Origin of the sequence: Arthrobacter sp. W4I7 (assembly GCF_030816215.1) — a bacterium.
GTDB lineage: Bacteria > Actinomycetota > Actinomycetes > Actinomycetales > Micrococcaceae > Arthrobacter > Arthrobacter siccitolerans_A.
Map to the genome: position 1 here is coordinate 345,122 of NZ_JAUSXU010000001.1, position 21,193 is coordinate 366,314.

Sequence of the window (21,193 nt, forward strand, 5' to 3'; positions counted from 1 at the left end):
CCGGAACTGTCAGGTTCCTCGACCTTTCGTCCCCAGGTACCTTCTACGCCCCTGCCGGCCTTAGCGCCGTAAGGATCCAATTCGACCGGCACCTGCTTGGCCTGGACGACAATCGCATGAAACGGCTGCAGGGCCTGGGTGACATTCGGGAAAATCCCTTGGTGCGCGGACTAATCCTTCCCGCAATGTCCAGCTGGCAGCAGGCAGGCATAGACCGGGACATACCGCGTCTCGAACCGGTTTTCCGGTCCATGATGACCGCACTGATCGGCTCACTGCTGGAGACCCCCGTTGATGAAAGGAACATAAAACTCGCGCGCATCGCCGCCATCAAGAAATTCGTGCGCGAGAACTACAGAAACCCCGCACTCGATGTTAACGAGGTCGTGGCGTACTCATTCCTTTCACGCCGAGCCCTCTACTACCTCTTTGAACACGAACCTCTCCAGGTGAACGGATACATCCGCGCACTCAGAACCCTGGAGGCCCTCGAGCTCCTCTCTGACCAAAACTCGTGGAAGCGATCCCTTGGCGACATAGCCGACGCCAGTGGATTCGCAAACCTGACAGCCATGCGCCGCGCCGTCAGGGAGTCAACCGGACTCTCCCTCAGAGACGCGCAAGAAAATCCGGACCTATCCCAGATCAAGGCCGCCGAGCTCAGGAAGCTGACCGGACTGTAAAAACCCCAGAGATCGCGTCCGCTGGGCGGACCGACTGACCGGACGCACCGAATTTCAAGCTCAGAGGCCATTTCGTGCAGACCTCGGCCTGAAGATGGAACATCGCGTGCATATCACTGGACACTGGCGGTTTCAGCTATGCAGCATGGGGAATGGCTCCAGAAGCGGCGGCAACAGCGAAGGAAATGAACGCCGTTCCGAAAGGGCGGTCGCAACAATCGGGGGCCATCCATGATGCAAGATCCGCGCTTCACGGCACTGGATCTTATCCGACAGGACAAGAGATACCTGGACGAACTGTGGCTACACTACTGGGCCAACGGCGGAAGCGCCGGCTCAACCGAGTTCGAGGCCTATCTGTACGGCCTGACTCAATACGACAGCTTCGAACTACAGATCCTTCGCTGGGCGATCGAGGACATAACGGGCGCCGCTCATCCTCGCTTGTTTCACGATGGCCCCATTTAGCCCGCCAAAAAATGCGCCATTTATCCCCGTACTCTCACCCTAAACGCTAGATGCAGGATTCTTGTGCAGAACAAAGTCCGCGATCTCCGCATCGCAGCCGGAATGTCGCAGGGGGAACTGGCCGCCGCCCTTGAGGTTTCGCGGCAAACGATCCAATCCATAGAGGTTGGCCGCTACCTTCCTTCCCTTCGCTTGGCCATCACCATAGCCCGCTACTTCCGGCAGCCAGTAGAGGAAATATTTGATCCCCGCGGGGAAACATCGTCAGTAACGGACGTCGCCGGACCTCAGCCCAAAAGGCTCCCTGACCTGGAGCGGTGAAACCCGGCCGGCGCGGCAGAAGGGGTTACGTCAGTATGGACTGACAGACAGTCCTTGTCCTAGTTAACTGGACTGGCCGAGGCTGACTACAAGGTTGATCGCCACTGCGACGACGAAGGTGGCGAAGAAGTAGGAGAGCAGAGCGTGCCCCAGGGCGATCCTGCGGGAGGGAGTGGATGACTCGTTCACATTGCTCGCGTTGTATGACATGCCGATTGAGAATGCTGCGTAGGCGAAGTCGCTGTACGACGGGTCCTCGTCCTGGTTGAAACGGAAGCGATGGCGGTCGTCGTGGTAGTACATCCGGGCGTACTTGAAGGCGTAGACAGTGTTAACGAGAGCCCATGCGAGCACCACGCCGAGAGCTGCCAGGATCGCGGCGGCCACGCCGATGACATCCTTCTGCTGGCTGCGCATCAATGCAAAGACGACCGCCACGAGACTGACGAACGTCGCGCCGATGATGAGGGAGTCAACGAGCCGTCGAGATTGACCTTCATGGCGGGCGAGTTCACCCGTAGCTTCCGGACCAGCGTGCCATGCCTTTGTCCATGCCCAGATCAGGAAGACGCCGCCAGCGACAGACCATCCGATCAAGGGCGCGAGTTCGGGAGCACCGAGCAGCGCCGGAACGAGTGCGACAACTAGACCAATAATGACCGAAAATAAAGCCTTGCGATCAATGTGCGACATTGCAGAAGCTGCCCTCCAGACTAGATTTCTCAATATCACGGGATATCTCAGGACCTACGGAGTCCTTGGCATTCACAAAGAACCGGGAGATCTGGTTGTTAGTCATAGGCGCTGACCCAAGTTGCCGCCGGTGTCCTGCAGGGCAATACCCGGCGCAGGGATTCCAGCCGCGGTGCCCACTTTGCGTGGGTCACCGCGGCAGGAATTGCGGCGCACATTGGTGCTGTTAGCGCTGGATTTCAGCCGCCGTGGCGGAACGGGCGTCGGGCTGTGTGCGCTCCTTTCGCAGCGTCCTATAGGACGCTGCGAGCCCTACAGCCGCCAGCACCCAGGGTCCGGCCACGATGATCGGGTCCATCCACTGGTGGTTGGTGTCCGCGCGTTTTTGTCCGTATCGGGATTGGATGGGGTGGTGGGAGAACTCGCTGAGCACTCCGGTTTCGGTGATGGGGTTGTCCGGGTGCAGGGTCGCCAGAGACTTCAGGTGGTGTTCGGTGGCGTCCACGCGGTCGGCGGCGATCAGCAGGAGCCAGTGCGCGGCCCGGCCTTCACTGTATTTGTAGGCGTATTTGCGGATGGCGCCGGAGAGCCCTGCGGGAGGGGTGGAGGTCCCGAAGACCGGGGTCAGGAATGCGTGTTCGACGGAGCGTTCCCGGGGGTATTTCTCGGGTTGGCGTTCGGGGAAGTCCCAGTGCGCGCCGGTTTCGATGCCTGGTTGTTCGCGGGGGTAGGAGGGCCTGTCGGCCGGGTCCAGGTCTGCGCCCCATCCCGGGATCTGGGCCCGGAGGTCTTCGGCGGACCTGGGTGGGATGCGTTTGTTGGCGATGTATGGCGTTGCTATCTCGGTCATGGTGCAGGTCTCCTTTCAGGACTAACCGGCGACGACGAGCGGTTTGATGATGTTGTCCAGTTTCGCGGAGAACATGTGGTAGCCCTCGGCGATGTGTTCCAGCGGGATGCGGTGGGTGACGATGTCGCTGGGTTTGAGGTAGCCGTTGCGGATGTGCTCGAACAGGCGCGGCCATTGGCGTTTGACGGGGCACTGGTTCATCCGCAGGGTCAGGCCCTTGTTCATGGCGTCGCCGAACTTCACGGCGCTGAAGATCGGCCCGTACGCGCCCACCACGGACACCGTCCCGCCCTTGCGGACCGAATCGATGGCCCAGTTCAGGGCAGTGGGGGAACCGCCCTGCAACTTGAGCTTTGAGGCGGTGACGTGCTGGAGGAAGTTGCCGTCCGCTTCGGCCCCCACGGCGTCAATGACGACGTCGGCGCCCAGGTAGTCGGTTTCCTTTTTCAGGTGCACCACAATGTCGTCGTACTCGGCGAAGTTGTACGTCTCGGCGTGTGCGAAGGTGCGTGCTTTTTCCAGCCGGTACTCCAGGTGGTCGACGACGATCACGCGCCCGGCGCCCATCAGCCAGGCGGACTTGGCGGCGAACAGGCCGACCGGCCCGGCCCCGAACACCACCACGGTGTCGCCTTCTGCGATGTCTCCGAGTTGGGCGCCGAAGTAGCCGGTGGGGCAGGCGTCGGTGAGCAGCACCGCGTCCTCTTCGTCCATCCAGTCAGGAATCTTGGACGGCCCCACGTCTGCGAAGGGGACGCGCACGAATTCTGCCTGCCCGCCGTCGTACCCGCCGCAGGTGTGGGAGTAGCCATAGATGCCGCCCACCGCCGTCGCGTTCGGGTTGACGTTGTGGCAGTTGGAGTACAGGCCGCGGGAGCAGAAGTAGCAGGAACCGCAGTACACGTTGAACGGCACCATCACCCGGTCCCCGACCGCTACGTTCTGCACGGAGGAACCCACCTCGTGGACGGTGCCCACGAACTCGTGCCCGAACGTCATGCCCACCCGGGTGTCCGGCATCATGCCGTGATACAGGTGCAGGTCCGAGCCGCAAATCGCGCCCCTGCTCACCCTCACGATCGCGTCGTTCGGGTGCTCGATCTTCGGAATGTCTTTCTCTTCGACCCGTACTTTGTACGGTCCGCGGTAAACCATTGCCCGCATCAGTACCGCCTCCTGTGGATTGCTCGTCTTGACATCGAACGTTCTCCTGTCCGGGCTTTCTCAGGCGCTGGCCGGGTGGAGGACGACTTTGGTCCAGCCGTCTTCGCGGCTGTCAAAGTTCCTGTAGCCCTCAGGGGCCTGATCCAGCGGCAGCTCGTGGCTGACGATGAAGGAGGGGCTGGCCTTTCCGCCGGCGATGAGGTCGCGCAGGGCGCGGTTGTACTTTTTGACCGGGCACTGGCCTGATCCCATCGTCTGTCCTTTGAACCAGTAGTTTCCGTAGTCGAAGGCCACCTGGCCCTGTTGCTCAAGTTTGTCCGGGCCTCCAGGGTCCTGGGGCAGGAACACGCCTACAACGCCGAGGCCGCCGACGAACCGCACGGAGTCCACGAGCCGGTTCAGGGTCATGTTGGGGTGTTCGTTTCCGCCCGGGTCGTGCGCCTGGTAGCCGACGCATTCGCACCCCCGGTCGGCCCCGAATCCCATGGTCTGGTCCTTGACGAATTCGACCGGGTCCACTTCCGAATCATCCACGGGGATGGCGCCGATCTGTTCCGCGAGCTTCAGGCGGTCCTTTTGGCGGTCCACGACCATGACTTTGCCGGCGCCTTTGATAATGGCCGAGTAGGCTGCCATGAGGCCCACGGGTCCTGCGCCGTAAATGACGACGGAGTCTCCCGGGTACACCCCCGCCAGCTCGGTGGCGTGCCAGCCGGTGGGGAAGATGTCGGCGACCATGACATAGTCGAGCTCCTTCTCCACGGAGTCCTCGCCCAGGCGCAGGCAGTTGAAGTCCCCGTACGGCACGCGCAGGTACTCGGCCTGTCCACCCTGGTACGGGCCCATGTCCGCGAAACCATAGGCCGCGCCTGCGAGCTGGGGTTCCGGCTGCATGGTGAGGCAGTAATTGGTGAAACCCCGATCGCAGTTCTTACAGAATCCGCAGGCGATGTTGAACGGCAGCACCACGCGTTCGCCCACCTTTACTTTGCTGACCGCCGGGCCGGTCTCAACCACTTCGCCCAGGTTCTCGTGACCAAAGGTGCGTCCGGGTTCGAAGCTGGTCCGGCCCTCGTACATGTGCAGGTCCGAGCCGCAGATATTCGCAGCGGTAATCCTCACCAATACGTCGGCGGGGTGCTCGATTTTGGCGTCCGGTACGTCCTCCACGCTGACGTTGTTCGGTCCTTTGTAAACTACTGCCTTCACTTTTCCGCTCTTTTCTTCTATCCCATCCCGATCGTTGGTCCAGTACTGGTAGCTTCCGGGCACAGCAAAGCAAGGGCCGGCAGGCCGGCGACCCGGAAAAAGGGGCGGAGTGTCACCCGATACGCGTATTGGAGCTGGCGAAGGAATGGGGAAACAAGGATCGAGGCCCTGAGCCCACCCAAGGCTCGTAGGCCAAAAGGTTTTCAGACCGCCAGGCTGTCCGGGAAAAAATCCCGCCTGACGGCTGTACGCAAAAGAGAAACTGCTCGAACCCTCATGCTAAGCAACCTTAGTAACGGTGTCGAGGGGTCACCGGAAAAATGTGGGGAGACCATACCCCGTCAGGGGTCTGCCTCCGGCCAAGGCCGGACTTTTCTGGAGCAACAGCCTAGGTCCGCTCGTGTGCGAGCCGGCTGCGGCGCTCCTCTTCGCGCTTGGAGTAGGCGGCCGCGCGGATTGCTTCGTCTGACTCCAGTCCGGAGCCAAGGGCGCCGCCAACGGTCGCCGCCGATGCAACGAACCAGGCCAGCACGAAGAGGTCACCATAGCCGAGCGCCACGCCGAGGTAGCCGCCCATCACAGCCGGGTCAAGCACGAACAGCGCCCAGGCCAGGTTCACGACGTAGAGCGCCAGATAGCAGATGATCACTCCGATGGTCAGGGTCACCAGCGTGGAGGTGTTGTAGAGACGGGATTTTTCCCTGGCCTCCGGAGAGTTGTCGTCGGGCCGGTCCCACAGTTCGCCGTCGATTACGAGCCAGCCAACAACGAGGGCAATGGAGGCAATGGTTGCGACTATGAGGCGCCACGGCGACAGGGAGCCAGCCAGCAGCCAAACCGTGGAGTTGATCGTGGCGATCGCCCCTGTTGTCAGCGCTGCCACGAGGGCGGACTTGAGCCCGGGCACGAGGAGCCACGGGCGGTTCGCGAGCACCATGCCCACGAGCAGGCGCCAGCGGTTGGTGAAACGGGGGAGTGGCTCCCCGTGCCCGTCCCGCGTATTGCCGGCCAGGCCGCTGATGAGGGCGCGCACCGCATGCCGGGCCCGCGCCTGCATGCCGATCCCCCCGAGCGCCGGTAGCGACAAGACAGCCATGCGGCGCTGCGCGTCGGTCTCGGCCAGCAGGTACCGGCCGTCATCCTCGTCACGGAACGGAAGCTCAGTCAGCCCGATGACGACGTCCCATTCGTGCTGACGGGAGTGATCCCGAAGCCGTGCCAACGCAGTGTCGACGTCCTCGCAATCCATGCTGAATGGCTCGCTCACGATCTCGATGTCCCACGCTTCGCGATCCCCGCCGCCCGGCGGCCCGAGGTCACTGAGCTGGTGCGCGATATCCGTGGGCGCGGCAGGGTCGGCCACCAGGCCGACCTGAATCGGCTTCATCCCGGCAAATTACCATAGAACCGCAAGAGTGACGACCCCGCCGGCGAACCCCTAGGCCGATGCTGCCGGGAACCTTTCCCACACCCGGTGGGCTGCCAGCAGGCCGGCCAATTCCTTGACCAAGGCTTCAACCTCCTCGCCCGAAATAACACCCGGAGCATCCTCTGGTATGCCTGCCGCCGTCAAAGCCCCCGAGCCGCTGTCCAAGGAGGCAATGGCCTTTGCGTGCCGGAACGCCTCGGTCAGCAACAGAACGGCCCGCGGATCCAAAGCGCCCCCGGGAGCCCCGGCCTTGGCGTCAAGCCCGGGCGCGGCGTCGGGAGCCGGAGCGGCACTCGCTGCAACGATGACGGCGTCAAACTCTGTGGAGCGTGCGGTGAGATACGTACGCTGCACGGGGACCCCGCCGTCGTTCTCTGATCCCAGGAAGCCGCCTGCCGGAGCGATGACCAGCGGGACAATGCCCTCCGCGTCCAAGGCCTGCCGTGCCGCGTTCACGGCGGCTAGGTCGCTGCCCTCATCGGCCAAAATTCCAACGATCCGGCCGGCAACAGGCCACGTCTTGCCAACCTGGGACAAGGCAGGGCTGGGGTCGGACTCCGGCACTTTTTCTGTCGCGGCGGGGGCGGGGAGGCCAAGGCCCTTAGCTACTGCAGCGCACAGTCCGGCGTCCACGTTGGCCAGAACCGCAAGCTGCCGTTCCCGGATGGACTTTTCGTAGCACTTGCCCAACTCGAACGTGTAAGCCTGGATCACATGGTCCTGTTCAACAGGGCTCAGGCTGCGGAAAAAGAGGCCCACCTGGCTGTAGTGGTCGTCAAAGGAAGCCGGGTTCGTGCGCACCTTGATGGAAGCAGCGAGTTCCTCCGGCACATCAATAAATGACCCGACATCCTGTCCGGCCAGGAACGGGCAGCCGCCGTCGAGCGAGTTGGGCTGGTAAGGAGCGACTCCGCCGTGGACTGCCTGCTGGTGCATCCCGTCCCGCAGCATGTCGTTCACCGGGGCCTGCGGACGGTTGATGGGGATCTGGCCGAAGTTGGGACCTCCCAGGCGGGAGATCTGGGTGTCCAGGTACGAAAACAGGCGTACCTGGAGCAGGGGATCGTTGGTGACGTCGATCCCGGGGACCAAGTGGCCGGGGTGGAACGCCACCTGTTCGGTTTCGGCGAAGAAGTTGGTGGGATTGGCGTTGAGGGTCATGAGACCGATGGGCTGGACCGGAGCCAATTCCTCCGGTACGAATTTGGTGGGATCGAGCAGGTCGATGCCCTCAAACATCTGGTCTTCGGTGTCCGGGAAGGTCTGGACCCCGAGCTCCCACTCCGGGTAGGCGCCGGCTTCGATGGCGTCGGCCAGGTCCCGGCGGTGGAAGTCCGGATCCATGCCATTGATGATCTGCGCTTCTTCCCATACCAACGAGTGGACGCCCTGCTTTGGCTTCCAGTGGAACTTCACCAGGGTGGTTTGGCCTTCCGCGCTGACGAACCGGAAGGTGTGGACCCCGAAGCCTTCCATTGTCCGGTAAGAGCGCGGAATTCCCCGGTCTGACATGTTCCACATGGTGTGCGCCTGGGCCTCGGTGTGGAGGGATACGAAGTCCCAGAATGTGTCGTGCGCACTCTGCGCCTGGGGAATCTCCCGGTCCGGATGCGGCTTGGCTGCGTGCACGATGTCCGGAAACTTTATGCCGTCCTGAACGAAGAAGACCGGGATGTTGTTGCCCACCAGGTCATAGGTACCCTCGTCGGTGTAGAACTTCGTGGAGAACCCGCGGGTGTCACGGACAGTATCGGCAGAGCCGCGCGACCCCAGTACGGTCGAAAATCGAACGAAGACCGGAGTCTCAACGTCTTTGGCCAGGAAGCCGGCGCGGGTGATTTTGGCCGCGGTGCCGTAGGAGCGGAACACGCCGTGGGCTCCGGCGCCACGGGCGTGAACCACGCGCTCCGGAATTCGCTCGTGGTCAAAGTGCGTGATCTTCTCCCGCAGGTGGTGGTCCTGCAGGAGAATCGGCCCGCGCGAACCGGCCTTCAGGGAGTGGTCGGTATCGCCAAGGCGCAGCCCCTGGGCAGTGGTCAGGTACTGGCCGGACTGGGCGCGCGATGTGGCTGGTGCCCCTGTTGGGCTTCCAGTGGGTGAAACGGCCTCAGGTCCTCGCTGGTCCGGCTTGGGCGGCAGGGGCTCCCGCACTGTTGTGGGTTCTTCCAGACTGGCAGGTTCGCTTGCGGGGACGCCGGGGATGTTGATGTTGCGCTCTTCTGGCACGATTTTTCTCCTCAGGATGGGCAAACTGGCAGTCCTCGGCCGGTAACCGGAAATGCTAAGCGTGCTTAGTACCCTAGGCAACGATTTCCAACACCACAAATTCTTGCCCGGGATGCGGACTTCCATAGGAGTAATCACTGGGGTCGCGAGGCTCGTTAGCGCGCAACGCCGACGGGTGTGAAAAAGATTCTTGCCAGCCCCACACGTAGGACTGGCAAGAATCTTGGGCGAGCATCTGCCAGTGGACCACAGGTACAGGAGCGTGAGTCCGTGCCGGAGAACACCAATGACGGAATGTCAGCCCTTACTGCTTGAAGGCGGCGTCGAAGGAGGTGTTCGACGGCGGGAAGTCGAACTTCTTGAGGGCGGCGAGGGCTTCGGGGGCGCCGTGGAGGCGGTCCATGCCGGCGTCTTCCCACTCGACGGAGATGGGGCCGTTGTAGCCGATCGCTGACAGGGCCCGGAAGGACGCTTCCCAGGGGACGTCGCCGCGGCCGGCGGAGACGAAGTCCCACCCGCGGCGGGGGTCGCCCCAGGCCAGGTGGGAGCCCAGGACGGTGTTCCGGCCGGTCTGGCGGACCTTGGTGTCCTTGCAGTCCACGTGGTAGATCCGGTCCTTGAAGTCCCAGATGAAGGAGACGGGGTCGATACCCTGCCACATCATGTGCGACGGGTCCCAGTTCAGACCGAACGCTTCCCGGTGCCCGATGGCTTCGAGGGTGCGGACGGTGGTCCAGTAGTCGTAGGCGATTTCGGAGGGGTGGACTTCGTGGGCGAAGCGGACACCGCATTCGTCGAAGACGTCCAGGATGGGGTTCCAGCGGTCGGCGAAGTCCTGGTAGCCGGCGTCGATGACCTTGTCGGGGACGGGCGGGAACATGGCGACGTACTGCCAGATGGAGGAGCCGGTGAACCCGACGACGGTGTCCACGCCCAGTGCCTTGGCGAGCCGGGCGGTGTGTTTCATTTCCTCGGCGGCGCGTTGGCGGACGCCTTCGGGGTCGCCGTCGCCCCAGACCTTGGATCCGACGATGGCTTCGTGGCGGAAGTCGATGGGGTCATCGCACACGGCCTGGCCCTTGAGGTGGTTGGAGATGGCCCACACCTTGAGGTTGTACTTCTCCAGCACGGCGAGTTTGGATTCGACGTAGCCGGGTTCGTCCCAGCGCCAGGCGTCCAGGTGGTCGCCGGAGACGGCAATTTCCAGGCCGTCATAGCCCCACCCGGAGGCAAGCCGGGCGACTTCCTCGAAGGGAAGGTCGGCCCACTGGCCGGTGAACAAGGTAAACGACCGGGGCTCTTGATAGGTCATGATTGTTTCCGTTCTGGTGGGATCGCTTACGCAGCGGCGTAAGCGATGACGTTTTCTTTGGTTGCTTGGGCTTTGTCCAGTTCGGCCACCACTCGGCCAGCCCGCATAACCATCACTCGGTCCGAGAGCTCGAGCAGCTCGGGGAGCTCGCTGGAGATCACGAGCACGGCCACGCCTTTGCGGGCCAGCTGTTCGATCAAACGGTGGATCTCGGCCTTCGCGCCGATGTCGATGCCCTTTGTTGGCTCGTCCAGGATGAGGACCTTGGGATTGCTTGCCAGGCAGCGGGCGATGATGACCTTTTGCTGGTTGCCGCCGGACAGGGACTGTATCGGGGTTTCAGCGGACGGGGTCCTGACATCGAGTTCCTTGATGTAGCCGTTGACCATGTTCTTTTCATAGCCCCGCTGCAGGATGCCCCATTTGCTGACCTGCTTGAGGAGCGTCAGGGTGGTGTTTTCGCGGATGGACAGCATTGGAATGATGGCCTGCAGCTTTCGCTCTTCCGGGACAAGGGCAATGCCGGCGGCGATGCCGGCCGAGGCGCCATGGAGATTAAGTTTCCGGCCGTTTACCTTGACCGTTCCCGCGTCGGCTTTGTCTGCCCCGTAGATGCATCGGGCGACCTCGGTCCGGCCCGCACCGACGAGCCCAGCGAGTCCAACAATCTCTCCTGCGTGCAGCTGGAGGTCCACGTCCTCAAAGGCACCGGCAAGGCTTAGGCCCCGAGCTTCAAGGACAAGTTCACCGCGTTCGCGGGGAATGTGCTCGTAGAGGTCAACGTCCTTGCCCACCATCAGCTGCACCACTGAACGGGCGTCGAGTTCATCCGCCGGGACGGAGGAGGCCACCGTTTTGCCTTCGCGGATGACGGTGATCCGGTCGGCCAGTGTGAAGACTTCCTCCAGTTTGTGCGAAACGTACATGATCGCGAGGCCCTTGCTCCGCAGCTCGTCGACGAGCTTGTACAGTTTTTCAACGTCTTGCTCGGTCAGGGCCGTGGTGGGTTCATCCATGATGATGACCCTGGCGTCCTGGGCTATGGCGCGTGCGATTTCCACCATTTGACCGTCCACGGTTGAGAGTGCCATGGCAGGGGTGTCGAGATTGAGGTGGGGTGCGACCTGGTCCAGGGCCTTGCGAGCCCGCTTGCGGATCTCCCGGCGGGAGAGGATGCCGTTCTGTCCGCCCCAGTTTCCCAAAAGAACATTCTCAGCCACGGACAGATCCGGGACCAGGTTGTGCTCCTGGTAGATGGTGGCGATGCCGGCGGCCTTGGAGGCCACCGTGCTGGAGGGCATGAGCTCGCCGTCCACGTACACGCCGCCTTCGTCCGGAGTGTAGAACCCGCTGAGTGTCTTGATCAGCGTTGATTTTCCAGCTCCGTTTTCGCCGCAGACGCAGTGCACCTCTCCGGCATGAAGCTCAAAGTTCATGCCGGAGAGGGCGACTACGCCCGGAAACAGTTTTACGAGATTGCGTGCTTCAACGATTGCTGACGCACGTCCGGGCTTCTCGGTCATGCCAGTTCCCTCCTCAGGAAGGTGAGTCCGTCGCGGGCCAGCGCGTCCATGGATGGCGCCACCGGCCGCCAGAGCGAAACGGCCTTGGCGATTTCCTCGACAGTGGGAAGGAATGATTCGACCACAATGGAACCTTGGTAGTTGATCGTTTTCAGTGCGTCGAACGTCTCGGACCACGGCACGTGCCCGCTGCCGGGCGTTCCGCGGTCGTTTTCTGACACCTGGAAGTGGAAGACCTTGTCACCGGCGGCAGTGATAGCCGCGCCGATGTTCTTCTCTTCGATGTTCATGTGGAACGTGTCGAGCATCAGGCCGACGTTGTCCCGGCCGATCAGCTCGCACAGTTCCAGACCCTGTTCGACCGTGTTGACCAGGTCGGTTTCGAACCGGTTGAGGGGTTCTATGGCCAGGGTGACGCCGCGTTCTGCGGCGTAATCGGCCACTTCACGCAGGCTGTCGGCCGCCCACTGGCGCTGCTGCTGGCGTTCCCCGTGGGGAAGCAGCCGGGCTTTGCCGGTAGCGGAGTACATCGGGCCGGCCACGTGGGGTGACCCGACCGCCTGGGCGATGTCGACACACACTTTCAGGTAGTCGATGCCCTGCCGCCGCTTCTGCGGGTCCTCGTGCGAGACGTCGCGGTCCGGTCCAAACGCACCGCAGATTGACACAGGCAGTCCGGTTCGTTCTGAGGCCTCCTTCAGTGCTTCCGCGCTGACCACTGCGGGATCTTCAATGCAAACCTCGATCAGGTCGTAGCCCATCTCCTTGGCGACATCGAACTGATCGACATCGTTGTCGGTGAACGGGGAGACGAGGATGAAAGTGCTGACGCCGAACTCGTATTTACTCATTGGGCCACAGCTCCTGTTCCAGCTTCTTCATTTCGTTAATAGCCTTTTCGGTATAGGAGTCCAGGAATTCCAGGTGGCCGTTGCGTGCCATCATGGCGAAGGGGTTCGACGCGGCGGGCAGGAGCTCGAACGTCAGGTAGCCGTCGAAGTTGATGTCTTTCAACGTCTGCAGGGTCGGGCGGAAGTCGGTGTGTCCTACGCCAGGGGCTGCACGGGTTGAATCGGCGAGGTGGACGTGGTTGACCTTGCTGCCGGCACGGGCGAAGGCGCCATGAATGCTGTCTTCTTCGATGTTCATGTGGAAGAGGTCGCCGTGCACGCCCCCGTTTTTCAGACCGGTAGCGTCCAGAAGTTCAACGGCGCGGTCGAGCCGGTTCAGGAAATGCGTCTCGTAGCGGTTCCACGCTTCGAGGGTGATGTTGACGCCAACACTGGCTGCATATTCGCCGAGGGTGCGGACGTTCTCCACAGCCCATTCCCATTCCTGTTCGTCGCTGGCCAGGGCCTCGGTCTTACCCACCGGGGACGGGCCGACGATGATGGTCGGAGCTCCGACGGCGGCGGCGAAGTCGGCTACCGACTTGCCGTAGTCCAGGGCCTTCTGCCGGTTGGCGGCGCTGGGGTTGATCAGGTCGCGTTCCTCGCCGAACCAAATGCTGCAAATGGAGCTGACATCGATGCCTGCGTCCTTGGTGAGGCGGTTGATTTCTTCGACGTTGTGCGTTGCCGGTTCTCCTACGAGTTCGATCGCGTCGTAGCCGTAGCGGGCGACGCGGTCGATGCCCTTGGCGATGTCTTCCTGGTAGTAGACGATGGCGTTGTAGGAATACTTGAAGCGGGACATGTTTCTCCTTGAGTTGGAATTGGTTTGTTGCTGCCGGGCCAAGGGACTAACCTCGGCCCGGCCGTCGCTGCGCTGGGGTCTAGTCCTTGAAGATGTTGCCCCAGAGCGTGGGATCATCGACGTTCTCTTTGGTGATGAGCTTGGTGTCGGTCAGCTGCATCTTGGGCACCTGCTTGCCGTCCAGCAGATCAACCTCGGCCTGAAGGGCCAGTGCTCCCATCTCGAACGGGTTCTGGTCCATCGTGGCGTCCTGGACGCCCTTGCGGATGCGGTCCAGGGCGAGCGGAGTGCCGTCGACTCCGACGAGCGGGATGTGGTTTGCGGCTCCGACCGGAGCGTCTTTGTTGATTTGTGAGAGGCCGGAGACGATGCCACGCACCATTTCGTCGTTGTGGCTGAACAGGCCGTTAATGCTGGAGTCGGCCGTGAAGTTGTCGACGGTCAGGGACAGGGCATTATCTGCAGTCCACTGGGCATCACGGCCGATGACCTTGATGTCGGGGGACTGCTTGATGCCCTCGGTGAAGCCCTTGCCGCGCAGAATGGCGTGGTAGGCGCCCTTGGCTCCTTGGTATTCAAGGACGGTTCCCTTGTTGCCCATGAGTTTGGCCAAGGCTTCAGCCCCGAGTTTGCCGGCTTTTTCGTTGTCGAATGCGACGGCGGCGTCGGCGATGTCACCCGGGATCACCGAGTCGACCGTGGTGACGGTCTTTCCGGCGTCGTGGATCATCTGGACTCCGGGAACCAGTTCTGCAGAGTTGTTCGGGCTGAGGACGATGCCGTCTACGCCTTGGGCGAGCTGGTCCTGGATTTGGCTGATCTGGGTGTTGGAGTCACCTTTTGCGTCAAGGACTGTGACCTCCACGCCGAGTTCCTCCGCTTTATCCTTGACGCCTTGCCCGAGGGCAACCATGAATTCAAAACTCTGGCTGTAGAGCAGGACGGCGATTTTCTTTGTCTTGTTTCCGTCGTCTCCTTCCTGTGCGGCGCTCGGTGCGCCGCAGCCGCTCAGGGCGATGGCAGCGGCGGAGATTGCCGCAAGGACCGCAAGTTTGGGTGAGGTCTTCATTGACTTACTCTTTCTGTTGGTTGCTTAGCTGTGCCGGGTGAGGCCGGGGTGGTAGCAGGTGACGTGTCAGGCCGGCGTACCGGTGCGGGTTGTGACGGGCCCGCTGGCTGTGGTGCCGGCCGTCTTCGGGTCTGTCGCCGGCGGCGGCCCGATCTTGCGTTTCCGTGACAGGTTCTTCTGGACGTACTTGTAGCGGTACACGTCCAGGGCGGCGGCCGCGAAGATGACGACGCCTTGGACAATCCGGTCGTAGGACGAGGGGATACCGAGCAGGTTTACGGCGTTGGAGACCATGGCGATCAACAGCACACCGAGCAGGGTGCCCTTGATGTTTCCCTGGCCGCCGAAGAGGCTGGTTCCGCCGATGACCACCGCGGCGATGACGGTTAGTTCGATACCGTCGCCGGCACGGGGGCTTCCGGAGGCCAGCCGACCCGTGAGCAGGAGCCCGGCCATTCCCGCGGAGAGACCGGCGATGATGTAGGCATTCATCGTCACGCGGTCGACGCGGATCCCTGCGAGCAGGGCTGCTTCCTTGTTGCCGCCGACGGCGTAGATCGACCGTCCGTAGGTGGTGCGGGTCAGGGCCAGGTGGGCCAGTAAGGCCAGCACCAGAACGGCCGGTATGAGCAGAGGGATCCCTGCGATTTTCGCGCTGACCAGGCCGGTGAGCATCTTCGGTACGGGGGTGATGTTGCCGCCGTCGGAGTAGGCGAAGGCGATGCCCGACCCGGCGGACAGTGTTGCCAGCGTCGCGATGAGCGGGGATATGCCCAGCTTCGTGACCATCAGCCCGTTGAGGGCTCCGACTCCGGCGCCCACCATGAGGCCGGTCAGGAGTCCGATTGCCGGCGGCATGTTCATGTTGACGATCACGCCCATGGAGAGCACGGAGGACAGGGCAGCGGTCGAGCCCACCGAGACGTCGATGCCGCCGGTAAGGATCACGAAGGTCATTCCAATGGCGAACACACCTAGGATCGTGCACTGGTAGAGCAGGTTTACCAGGTTGACCGTGGTCAGGAATACCGGGCTGAGGAACGTCAGCAGTACACCGAAGAGCAGGACGACGACGAGCAGGCCCTGGGCACCGATGAAGTCGCCAACACCGGATAGCCGTGAACGCGAGCTGTCTTGGGATTTTCCGGGGCCAGCCTTCCCGGAAACCGGACCGGCGAGGCCGGTGGCTGTTTGTGGCTGCATTGTTGTATCTCCAGTCAATTCGACACTTCCTCGGGTCGGAAAGTGCTAGTGGTTGCCGAAGAGTTCGGCGTTGGTTTTCAACGAAATGGCCGCACCATCCTGGCGGGCGGAGTCGGCCGTGGCCATGACGAGCTGCAGGCTCTGGATGTTGTCGGTGACGTCCGTCTCAGCCTTATGCCCCGTTTCGATGGCGCCGCGGAATGCCGCGAGGGTCCCCAGGCGTTCCTCGACCGGCAGCGGGTCCAGGTCGACGTGCATAACGCCGGAGCGTTCCACCGCTCCGGCGAGGAAAACGGTGTCGAACAGTGAGGCGAAGTTGATGGTGACTTCGTTGTTCTTCCAGGTGATGGCGCCCTTGCTGCCTTGGATTTCCCAGTCGCCATCCCAGCTGGTTTGCGGGCCGTAGGAGCTCCATGAACCGGTGTATACGACGCGGGCACCATTGCTGCAGTCGAATTGCACCACCGCGGAGGCGTTGCCCTTGAACCTGGAAGTGCCAGTGTTCCACGAGCGTGCCCGGACAGTGGTGGGTTCAATACCGACGATGCCGCGGAGCTGGTCAAGGTGGTGGATCATGGCGTCCACGATGAGGGGTTCGTCCATTTCGAGCCGGAACCCTTCGAACGGCGGGTTTTTCTTGTAGTCGATGAAGACGTGCTCGAGGTCTCCGATGACCCCTTCATGGATCAGGCGCTGAACAGTGCGCGCGGCGCGCTTGAAACGGTAGTTCTGCGACACCATGGCCTGTTTGCCGGATTTTTCTGCCGCCTCGATGATGCGGATGCCGTCCTCAAGGTTGTGGGCGAGGGGCTTCTCGATCAGTGTGTGCACTCCGGCTTCAAGGGCCGGAACAGCCACGGCTGCATGGTACTCGGGCGGAACGATGACCAGGACAGCGTCGAACGTTTCCTTGTGGTCCAGCGCTTCCTGGATAGTGGCGTAGGCAGGGATTCCGTATTGTTCACCTGCGGCCCGTGCGGCCTCTGGGTTGACGTCGACGACGCCGGCGAGCTCCCAGGTTTTGCTTTGGTGGATCACGTTCAGCCATGAAGCGCCCCACGCGCCGAGGCCCACTTGGATGATTTTCATTACTGCACTCCTTCTAGTTCTTTCAGGTATGGGACGTCGACCCACTCGCCGCCCTTGCTGGATTCGATGATGCTTTCGGTGAGGACGGCTGACCTGAGGCCGTCCCGGAAAGTGGGTAGGCCATCGCGGATCTCTCCATGGATTGCGGCGTAGGTATCCGCGACAAATGCATTGAAAGCATCCTGATAACCCTGAGGGTGCCCTGCCGGCAGGACACTGAGCCGGGCAGCTTCGGGGCTGAGTGCGTCCGGGTCGCGGACAAGCAACTGGGAACCGGACCGTTTGCCAAGCCACAACGTCTCCGGGGCTTCCTGGTCGAACTGGACCGTGCTCTCCGCGCCCGAAATCTCGATCATCAGGCGGTTCTTCCGTCCAGGCGCAACCTGGCTGACCAGGAGGTTTCCCACGGTGCCGCTTTCAGTGGTGAAGACAGCCGCAACCAGGTCCTCCGTCTGAACGTTTCTATTGTTTGCCCGGCCGGAGAAAACTGTGCGGCTCAAGGCCCCGACCCGTGATATCCGTTCGCCGCTCACGAATTCGAGGAGGTCGCACAAGTGGGAACCGATGTCGGCGAACGCCCGTGAAGGGCCACCAACACCGGCGTCCACCCGCCAGTTATCGTCCTCCTGGCGCAGGAGCCAATCCTGAAGATAGGAACCCTGAATGGTGAAGATCTGTCCCATTTGGCCGGACGCGATGCGTTCCCGGGCTTCCCGGACCATTGGGTGGAACCGGTAGATGAAGGGAACGGTTGCAACCATTCCGGCCGTATCAGCCAGCTCAGCGAGCTTGGCCGCATCCCGCACGTTCGTCGCCAGTGGCTTCTCGCAGACAACGTGCTTACCTGCTTTGAGCGCGGCCTCGGCCAGTGCGTGATGCGTTGAGTTCGGGGTGCACACGTGGACGACATCAATCGTGTCGTCCTGGAGGAGGTCTCCGACGGATGCGTATGCCTGTTCGACGCCCAAGAGGTCCTTGGCGCGGGCGGCACTGGCAGGACTCGAGGACGCGATGCCGGCGATTTCTGCACCTGACATACGAGCGGCTCTGCTGTGCACCTCAGCCATGAACCCGGCGCCGACGAACCCGGCCCGTAACCGGGAGGAGGTTGTCGTGGTTCGGTTGTTTTCCATGACCAAAACAGTGACATCCACCACATGGCTTTAGTCAGGCCATCAGCAAAAGTCTGCACCTTTTGACGCTTGGGAGCGGGAATGCGCGGCAAAGTTGCACTTTTTGATGCTGCGGGCATCGATGAGTGGACGGACACGAGCGGGCAGCTTGACACTGGGTGAGAAGCGGCCCCTCTCGGGGTCCTGTGAGCCTGTTGTCACGTCCTCAGTCTCAGCATTCACATCCTTTGAGCCCCCGAAACGGAGAGACATGGACAACGGCGGCCCTGGCGAACTTTTACAAATCCTTCGGGGCGGACGTCCGCGAACCAGGGCAGAGCTGGCCGGGATAACAGGCTTGGGTAGGGCTGCGATCAGTTCCCGCCTTGAGCCGCTCCTAAAACTTGGATTGGTTGTCCCCGTATCGGATGCGCCTTCCACCGGAGGCCGCCCCTCGGCACGACTAGCATTCAACCCGGGTGCAAAGTTGGCCGCTGCCGCTGACGTTGGCGCCACGCACGCCACTGTTGCGCTGACGGACCTGTCGGGAACGGTCCTGGTGGAAGCCACGGAACAACTTGAAATTTCGTGCGGACCGGAAGCTGTTCTGGACTGGCTACTGATGACGCTGAAGGGTCATTTGCAAGTGATGGAGTGTTCAACGGCGGACATTATCGCCGTCGGTATCGGGTTGCCTGGTCCCGTTGAACACTTCACCGGAAAGCCGATCAGCCCGCCGATAATGCCGGGGTGGGACGGATTTGATGTCCCCGCCTACGTGCGGCAGACCTTTGATGTTCCTGTCCTCGTCGATAACGACGTCAATCTCATGGCCCTCGGCGAACGGGCGGCGCGCTGGCCTAACGAGGACCACATGATCTTCGTTAAAGTCGCCACAGGTATCGGCTCGGGGGTGGTAAGTGGCGGGATGTTGCAGCGAGGCGCGGCAGGTGTCGCTGGAGACGTCGGCCATATCGCCGTTTCCAGCGGAGCAGGAATTCTCTGTCGCTGCGGCAAGAGTGGCTGCCTGGAGGCCATCGCGGGCACTCCGGCCATCGCGGCGAAGCTCCGCGGGAACGGACTCGAGGCAATCACCGGAAATGACGTCGTCTCGCTCGTTCGTTCCGGCGATATGGCTGCTATTCAAGCCGTCAGACAGGCCGGGCGCGACATCGGGGAAATGCTGAACATGTGCGTGAGCTTCATCAACCCGGCGCTCATTGTGGTGGGGGGATCGCTTTCACAATCCGGAGAACATCTGATCGCCGGAATACGGGAAACGGTCTATGCACGCTCAACACCGTTGGCGACCCAGCATCTCCATATCACCCGATCCGAAACCGGGCCGGAAGCTGGGGTGATTGGGGCAAGCATTATGGCCGTCGAATATGCCCTCGCCCCTCACCGGGTCAATGAGCTGGCGAACACCCTGCATGTGGCCGGACATGACGATACCCACGATCTGCAGAAACTGGAGCATGTCGCCCAGACAGCCCATTGAAGTGCCTCCTTATTCGGGCATGAGCCGCGCCAGTACGCGTCGTGCCAGGCGCCGAGACCATACGCGCAACGACCAAGCAGAGGTGGACGCGGGTAAAATGGTCCTGACAGCTGAACTCTTTTCCGGCCGGTCTTATGAGCCACCGCAATGTCGCGGCAACTCTCAAGGCCGCCGTGAAGGTCAGGTGGTCAAGGAGGATGGCATGCCTCAATCTGATAACGAGAACAGCGGCCGTCTGCGACTCTATAAAGTGCCGGAGGGGCTCAATCCTGAACAAAGGTTTGAGCATTGGCGAGTGTGGTACGGCAGTGCCGTCGAAACCCCAATGCGATTGGAAAAGTCGACACCTAAGACGCCGGTGTCCTTCAATCCCACAGCCATTAATCTTGCCGGGCCGGGCTTCAGCCTCATAGAAATACACAACGCCCCTGCCCGCGGCTTATGGACGCCTAATCCCGACAACAGGGATCTACGCTTGGCCTACTTCCGCAAAGCGCCCGGCCTAACACTCGCCCACAACGGCGTTCCTGAGCCAGTATCACCAGGTTCCGTTAGATTCATCGATGCCTCGCGTGGTGGAAGTTTCGATGCCCCCGAAGGATTTCACGCTTTGCAGCTCAACATTGACCGCAGCAGCCTGAATGTGAGTGAGGCCGCGCTGCACTCCCTGCTTCGACTGCCTGACCTCGCAAAACATCCAATTGTGGGCACTTTCGTAATCCCCACGCTGATGAGCTGGAAGCGGCCGGGCATCGACCGCGAAGCACCGGGAACCGCAGAAATCCTCCAATCCGTGATGGCAACCCTTGTGGCTTCCCTGCTCGAAACGGCAGTCGATGATGAGGCGCAGAAACCCGCACTAAGCCGGGCTATAAGGAAATACCTTGATGCCAGTTATGACAACCCCGATCTGGACGTGGCCATGGTTGCCGAGAGGTTCAACCTCTCCCGTCGCTCTTTGTTCTACTTTTTCGAGAATGAAGAACTCCGTTTGGGGGAGCGCATACGTGCCTTGCGAACGCGGAAAGCGCTTGAGCTCCTCCTTGAGGCCGATATCAAAAGGATCACCTACTCAGAAATCGCGGCATCCTCCGGATTCACCAATGTGCAAAGCATGCGCCGTGCAGTGAAAGAATTTACCGGAATGAATGTAAGGGACATTCACCGATCCGAGACCGTCGTTGGTGTCGCGCTGCAACAACTGCGGAAGTCGCTGAGTCCTGGCGCTTGACGGAACGGGCGGAGCGGAAGCGGAAAAAGTAAGCCTCACCGGCTGATCTTCAAGGTTTCGGGCCAACCGGTCATACTGTGTCAGCGGACGCCGAGGTCGCTGTCAATATACGAACCCGGGCGGTGTTCAGTGCCACGCTGGCAATTGCAGCCACCATCCAGCTGCAGCCGTACGGTCACCGGACTCGATGCTTCTAGCCGGATGTCAACATGCTCCTTCCCGTTGCTGCTAAGGCGGAGAATTGATTCTTGATCGGTGCTATAGGTCATGTGATTACCTTTGCTTATGCCGGGAGAGTGGATGCGCGCCGGTGGCACGGGCCAGGAAGGCCCGTGCCACCGGGGCGGGTTGCTACTTAGGGTGAACGGCTACTGACTGTCCCGGCTACATGCCGGGATTTGCCGGCGGGAGGCGG

Annotated in this window: 19 protein-coding genes; 5 read left to right on the top strand and 14 right to left on the bottom strand. The window is 61.8% G+C overall.

The features are described from left to right. The first annotated feature begins 185 nt into the window (after positions 1-185). From QF047_RS01560 to QF047_RS01570, 3 genes are all read left to right on the top strand, one after another. Positions 186-683: a helix-turn-helix domain-containing protein gene (locus QF047_RS01560; RefSeq protein ID WP_307273179.1), complete on the top strand. Its 498-nt coding sequence runs from the start codon at positions 186-188 to the stop codon at positions 681-683. A 231-nt stretch (positions 684-914) separates the two neighbouring features. Next, the gene (locus QF047_RS01565) at positions 915-1,151 is read left to right on the top strand and encodes a hypothetical protein (protein WP_307273180.1); all 237 of its coding nucleotides are present in this window, start codon (positions 915-917) and stop codon (positions 1,149-1,151) included. Positions 1,152-1,214: 63 nt separating this feature from the next. Then, positions 1,215-1,472, top strand: coding sequence for a helix-turn-helix transcriptional regulator (locus QF047_RS01570; protein WP_307273181.1), 258 nt, complete (start codon positions 1,215-1,217; stop codon positions 1,470-1,472). A 63-nt stretch (positions 1,473-1,535) separates the two neighbouring features. Here QF047_RS01570 and QF047_RS01575 read toward each other — a convergent pair whose 3' ends face one another. The 14 genes from QF047_RS01575 to QF047_RS01640 all read right to left on the bottom strand — a co-directional run bounded on the left by QF047_RS01575 (position 1,536) and on the right by QF047_RS01640 (position 18,067). Beyond that, the gene (locus QF047_RS01575) at positions 1,536-2,165 is read right to left on the bottom strand and encodes a DUF1345 domain-containing protein (RefSeq protein ID WP_307273182.1); all 630 of its coding nucleotides are present in this window, start codon (positions 2,163-2,165) and stop codon (positions 1,536-1,538) included. 226 nt (positions 2,166-2,391) lie between these two features. After that, a complete protein-coding gene (locus tag QF047_RS01580) occupies positions 2,392-3,015 on the bottom strand; it encodes a hypothetical protein (RefSeq protein ID WP_307273183.1) in 624 nt (207 codons plus the stop codon). Positions 3,016-3,036: 21 nt separating this feature from the next. Further along, positions 3,037-4,179, bottom strand: a complete 1,143-nt coding sequence (locus QF047_RS01585) for a zinc-dependent alcohol dehydrogenase (protein WP_307273184.1) — start codon at positions 4,177-4,179, stop codon at positions 3,037-3,039. 60 nt (positions 4,180-4,239) lie between these two features. Then, a complete protein-coding gene (locus QF047_RS01590; RefSeq protein WP_307273185.1) occupies positions 4,240-5,388 on the bottom strand; it encodes a glutathione-independent formaldehyde dehydrogenase in 1,149 nt (382 codons plus the stop codon). Positions 5,389-5,776: 388 nt separating this feature from the next. Next, positions 5,777-6,775 (bottom strand): hypothetical protein, encoded by a 999-nt coding sequence (locus tag QF047_RS01595; RefSeq protein ID WP_307273187.1) that lies wholly within the window; start codon positions 6,773-6,775, stop codon positions 5,777-5,779. A 51-nt stretch (positions 6,776-6,826) separates the two neighbouring features. Then, a complete protein-coding gene (locus QF047_RS01600; RefSeq protein ID WP_307273189.1) occupies positions 6,827-9,043 on the bottom strand; it encodes a catalase in 2,217 nt (738 codons plus the stop codon). A 304-nt stretch (positions 9,044-9,347) separates the two neighbouring features. Then, complete coding sequence (locus tag QF047_RS01605) at positions 9,348-10,355, bottom strand: sugar phosphate isomerase/epimerase (RefSeq protein WP_307273191.1); 1,008 nt, start codon at positions 10,353-10,355, stop codon at positions 9,348-9,350. 26 nt (positions 10,356-10,381) lie between these two features. Next, the gene (locus tag QF047_RS01610) at positions 10,382-11,878 is read right to left on the bottom strand and encodes a sugar ABC transporter ATP-binding protein (RefSeq protein WP_307273193.1); all 1,497 of its coding nucleotides are present in this window, start codon (positions 11,876-11,878) and stop codon (positions 10,382-10,384) included. Then, positions 11,875-12,729, bottom strand: coding sequence for a sugar phosphate isomerase/epimerase (locus QF047_RS01615; protein ID WP_307273195.1), 855 nt, complete (start codon positions 12,727-12,729; stop codon positions 11,875-11,877). Before QF047_RS01615 ends, QF047_RS01610 begins: the two co-directional genes overlap by 4 nt. Beyond that, entirely contained in the window at positions 12,722-13,573 is an 852-nt protein-coding gene (locus tag QF047_RS01620) for a sugar phosphate isomerase/epimerase family protein (protein WP_091423883.1), read from the bottom strand. Before QF047_RS01620 ends, QF047_RS01615 begins: the two co-directional genes overlap by 8 nt. A gap of 79 nt (positions 13,574-13,652) precedes the next feature. Next, complete coding sequence (locus tag QF047_RS01625; protein WP_307273198.1) at positions 13,653-14,642, bottom strand: sugar ABC transporter substrate-binding protein; 990 nt, start codon at positions 14,640-14,642, stop codon at positions 13,653-13,655. A 66-nt stretch (positions 14,643-14,708) separates the two neighbouring features. Beyond that, positions 14,709-15,845: an ABC transporter permease gene (locus tag QF047_RS01630; RefSeq protein WP_307273200.1), complete on the bottom strand. Its 1,137-nt coding sequence runs from the start codon at positions 15,843-15,845 to the stop codon at positions 14,709-14,711. A 45-nt stretch (positions 15,846-15,890) separates the two neighbouring features. Continuing rightward, positions 15,891-16,934 (bottom strand): Gfo/Idh/MocA family protein, encoded by a 1,044-nt coding sequence (locus QF047_RS01635; protein ID WP_307273202.1) that lies wholly within the window; start codon positions 16,932-16,934, stop codon positions 15,891-15,893. Continuing rightward, positions 16,934-18,067 (bottom strand): Gfo/Idh/MocA family protein, encoded by a 1,134-nt coding sequence (locus QF047_RS01640; protein ID WP_307273203.1) that lies wholly within the window; start codon positions 18,065-18,067, stop codon positions 16,934-16,936. Before QF047_RS01640 ends, QF047_RS01635 begins: the two co-directional genes overlap by 1 nt. Positions 18,068-18,317: 250 nt before the next feature. Here QF047_RS01640 and QF047_RS01645 point away from each other — a divergent pair, with 250 nt between their 5' ends. After that, a complete protein-coding gene (locus QF047_RS01645) occupies positions 18,318-19,547 on the top strand; it encodes an ROK family transcriptional regulator (RefSeq protein ID WP_307273205.1) in 1,230 nt (409 codons plus the stop codon). Positions 19,548-19,644: 97 nt separating this feature from the next. Then, a complete protein-coding gene (locus QF047_RS01650) occupies positions 19,645-20,778 on the top strand; it encodes a helix-turn-helix domain-containing protein (RefSeq protein ID WP_307273207.1) in 1,134 nt (377 codons plus the stop codon). Positions 20,779-21,193 lie beyond the last annotated feature (415 nt).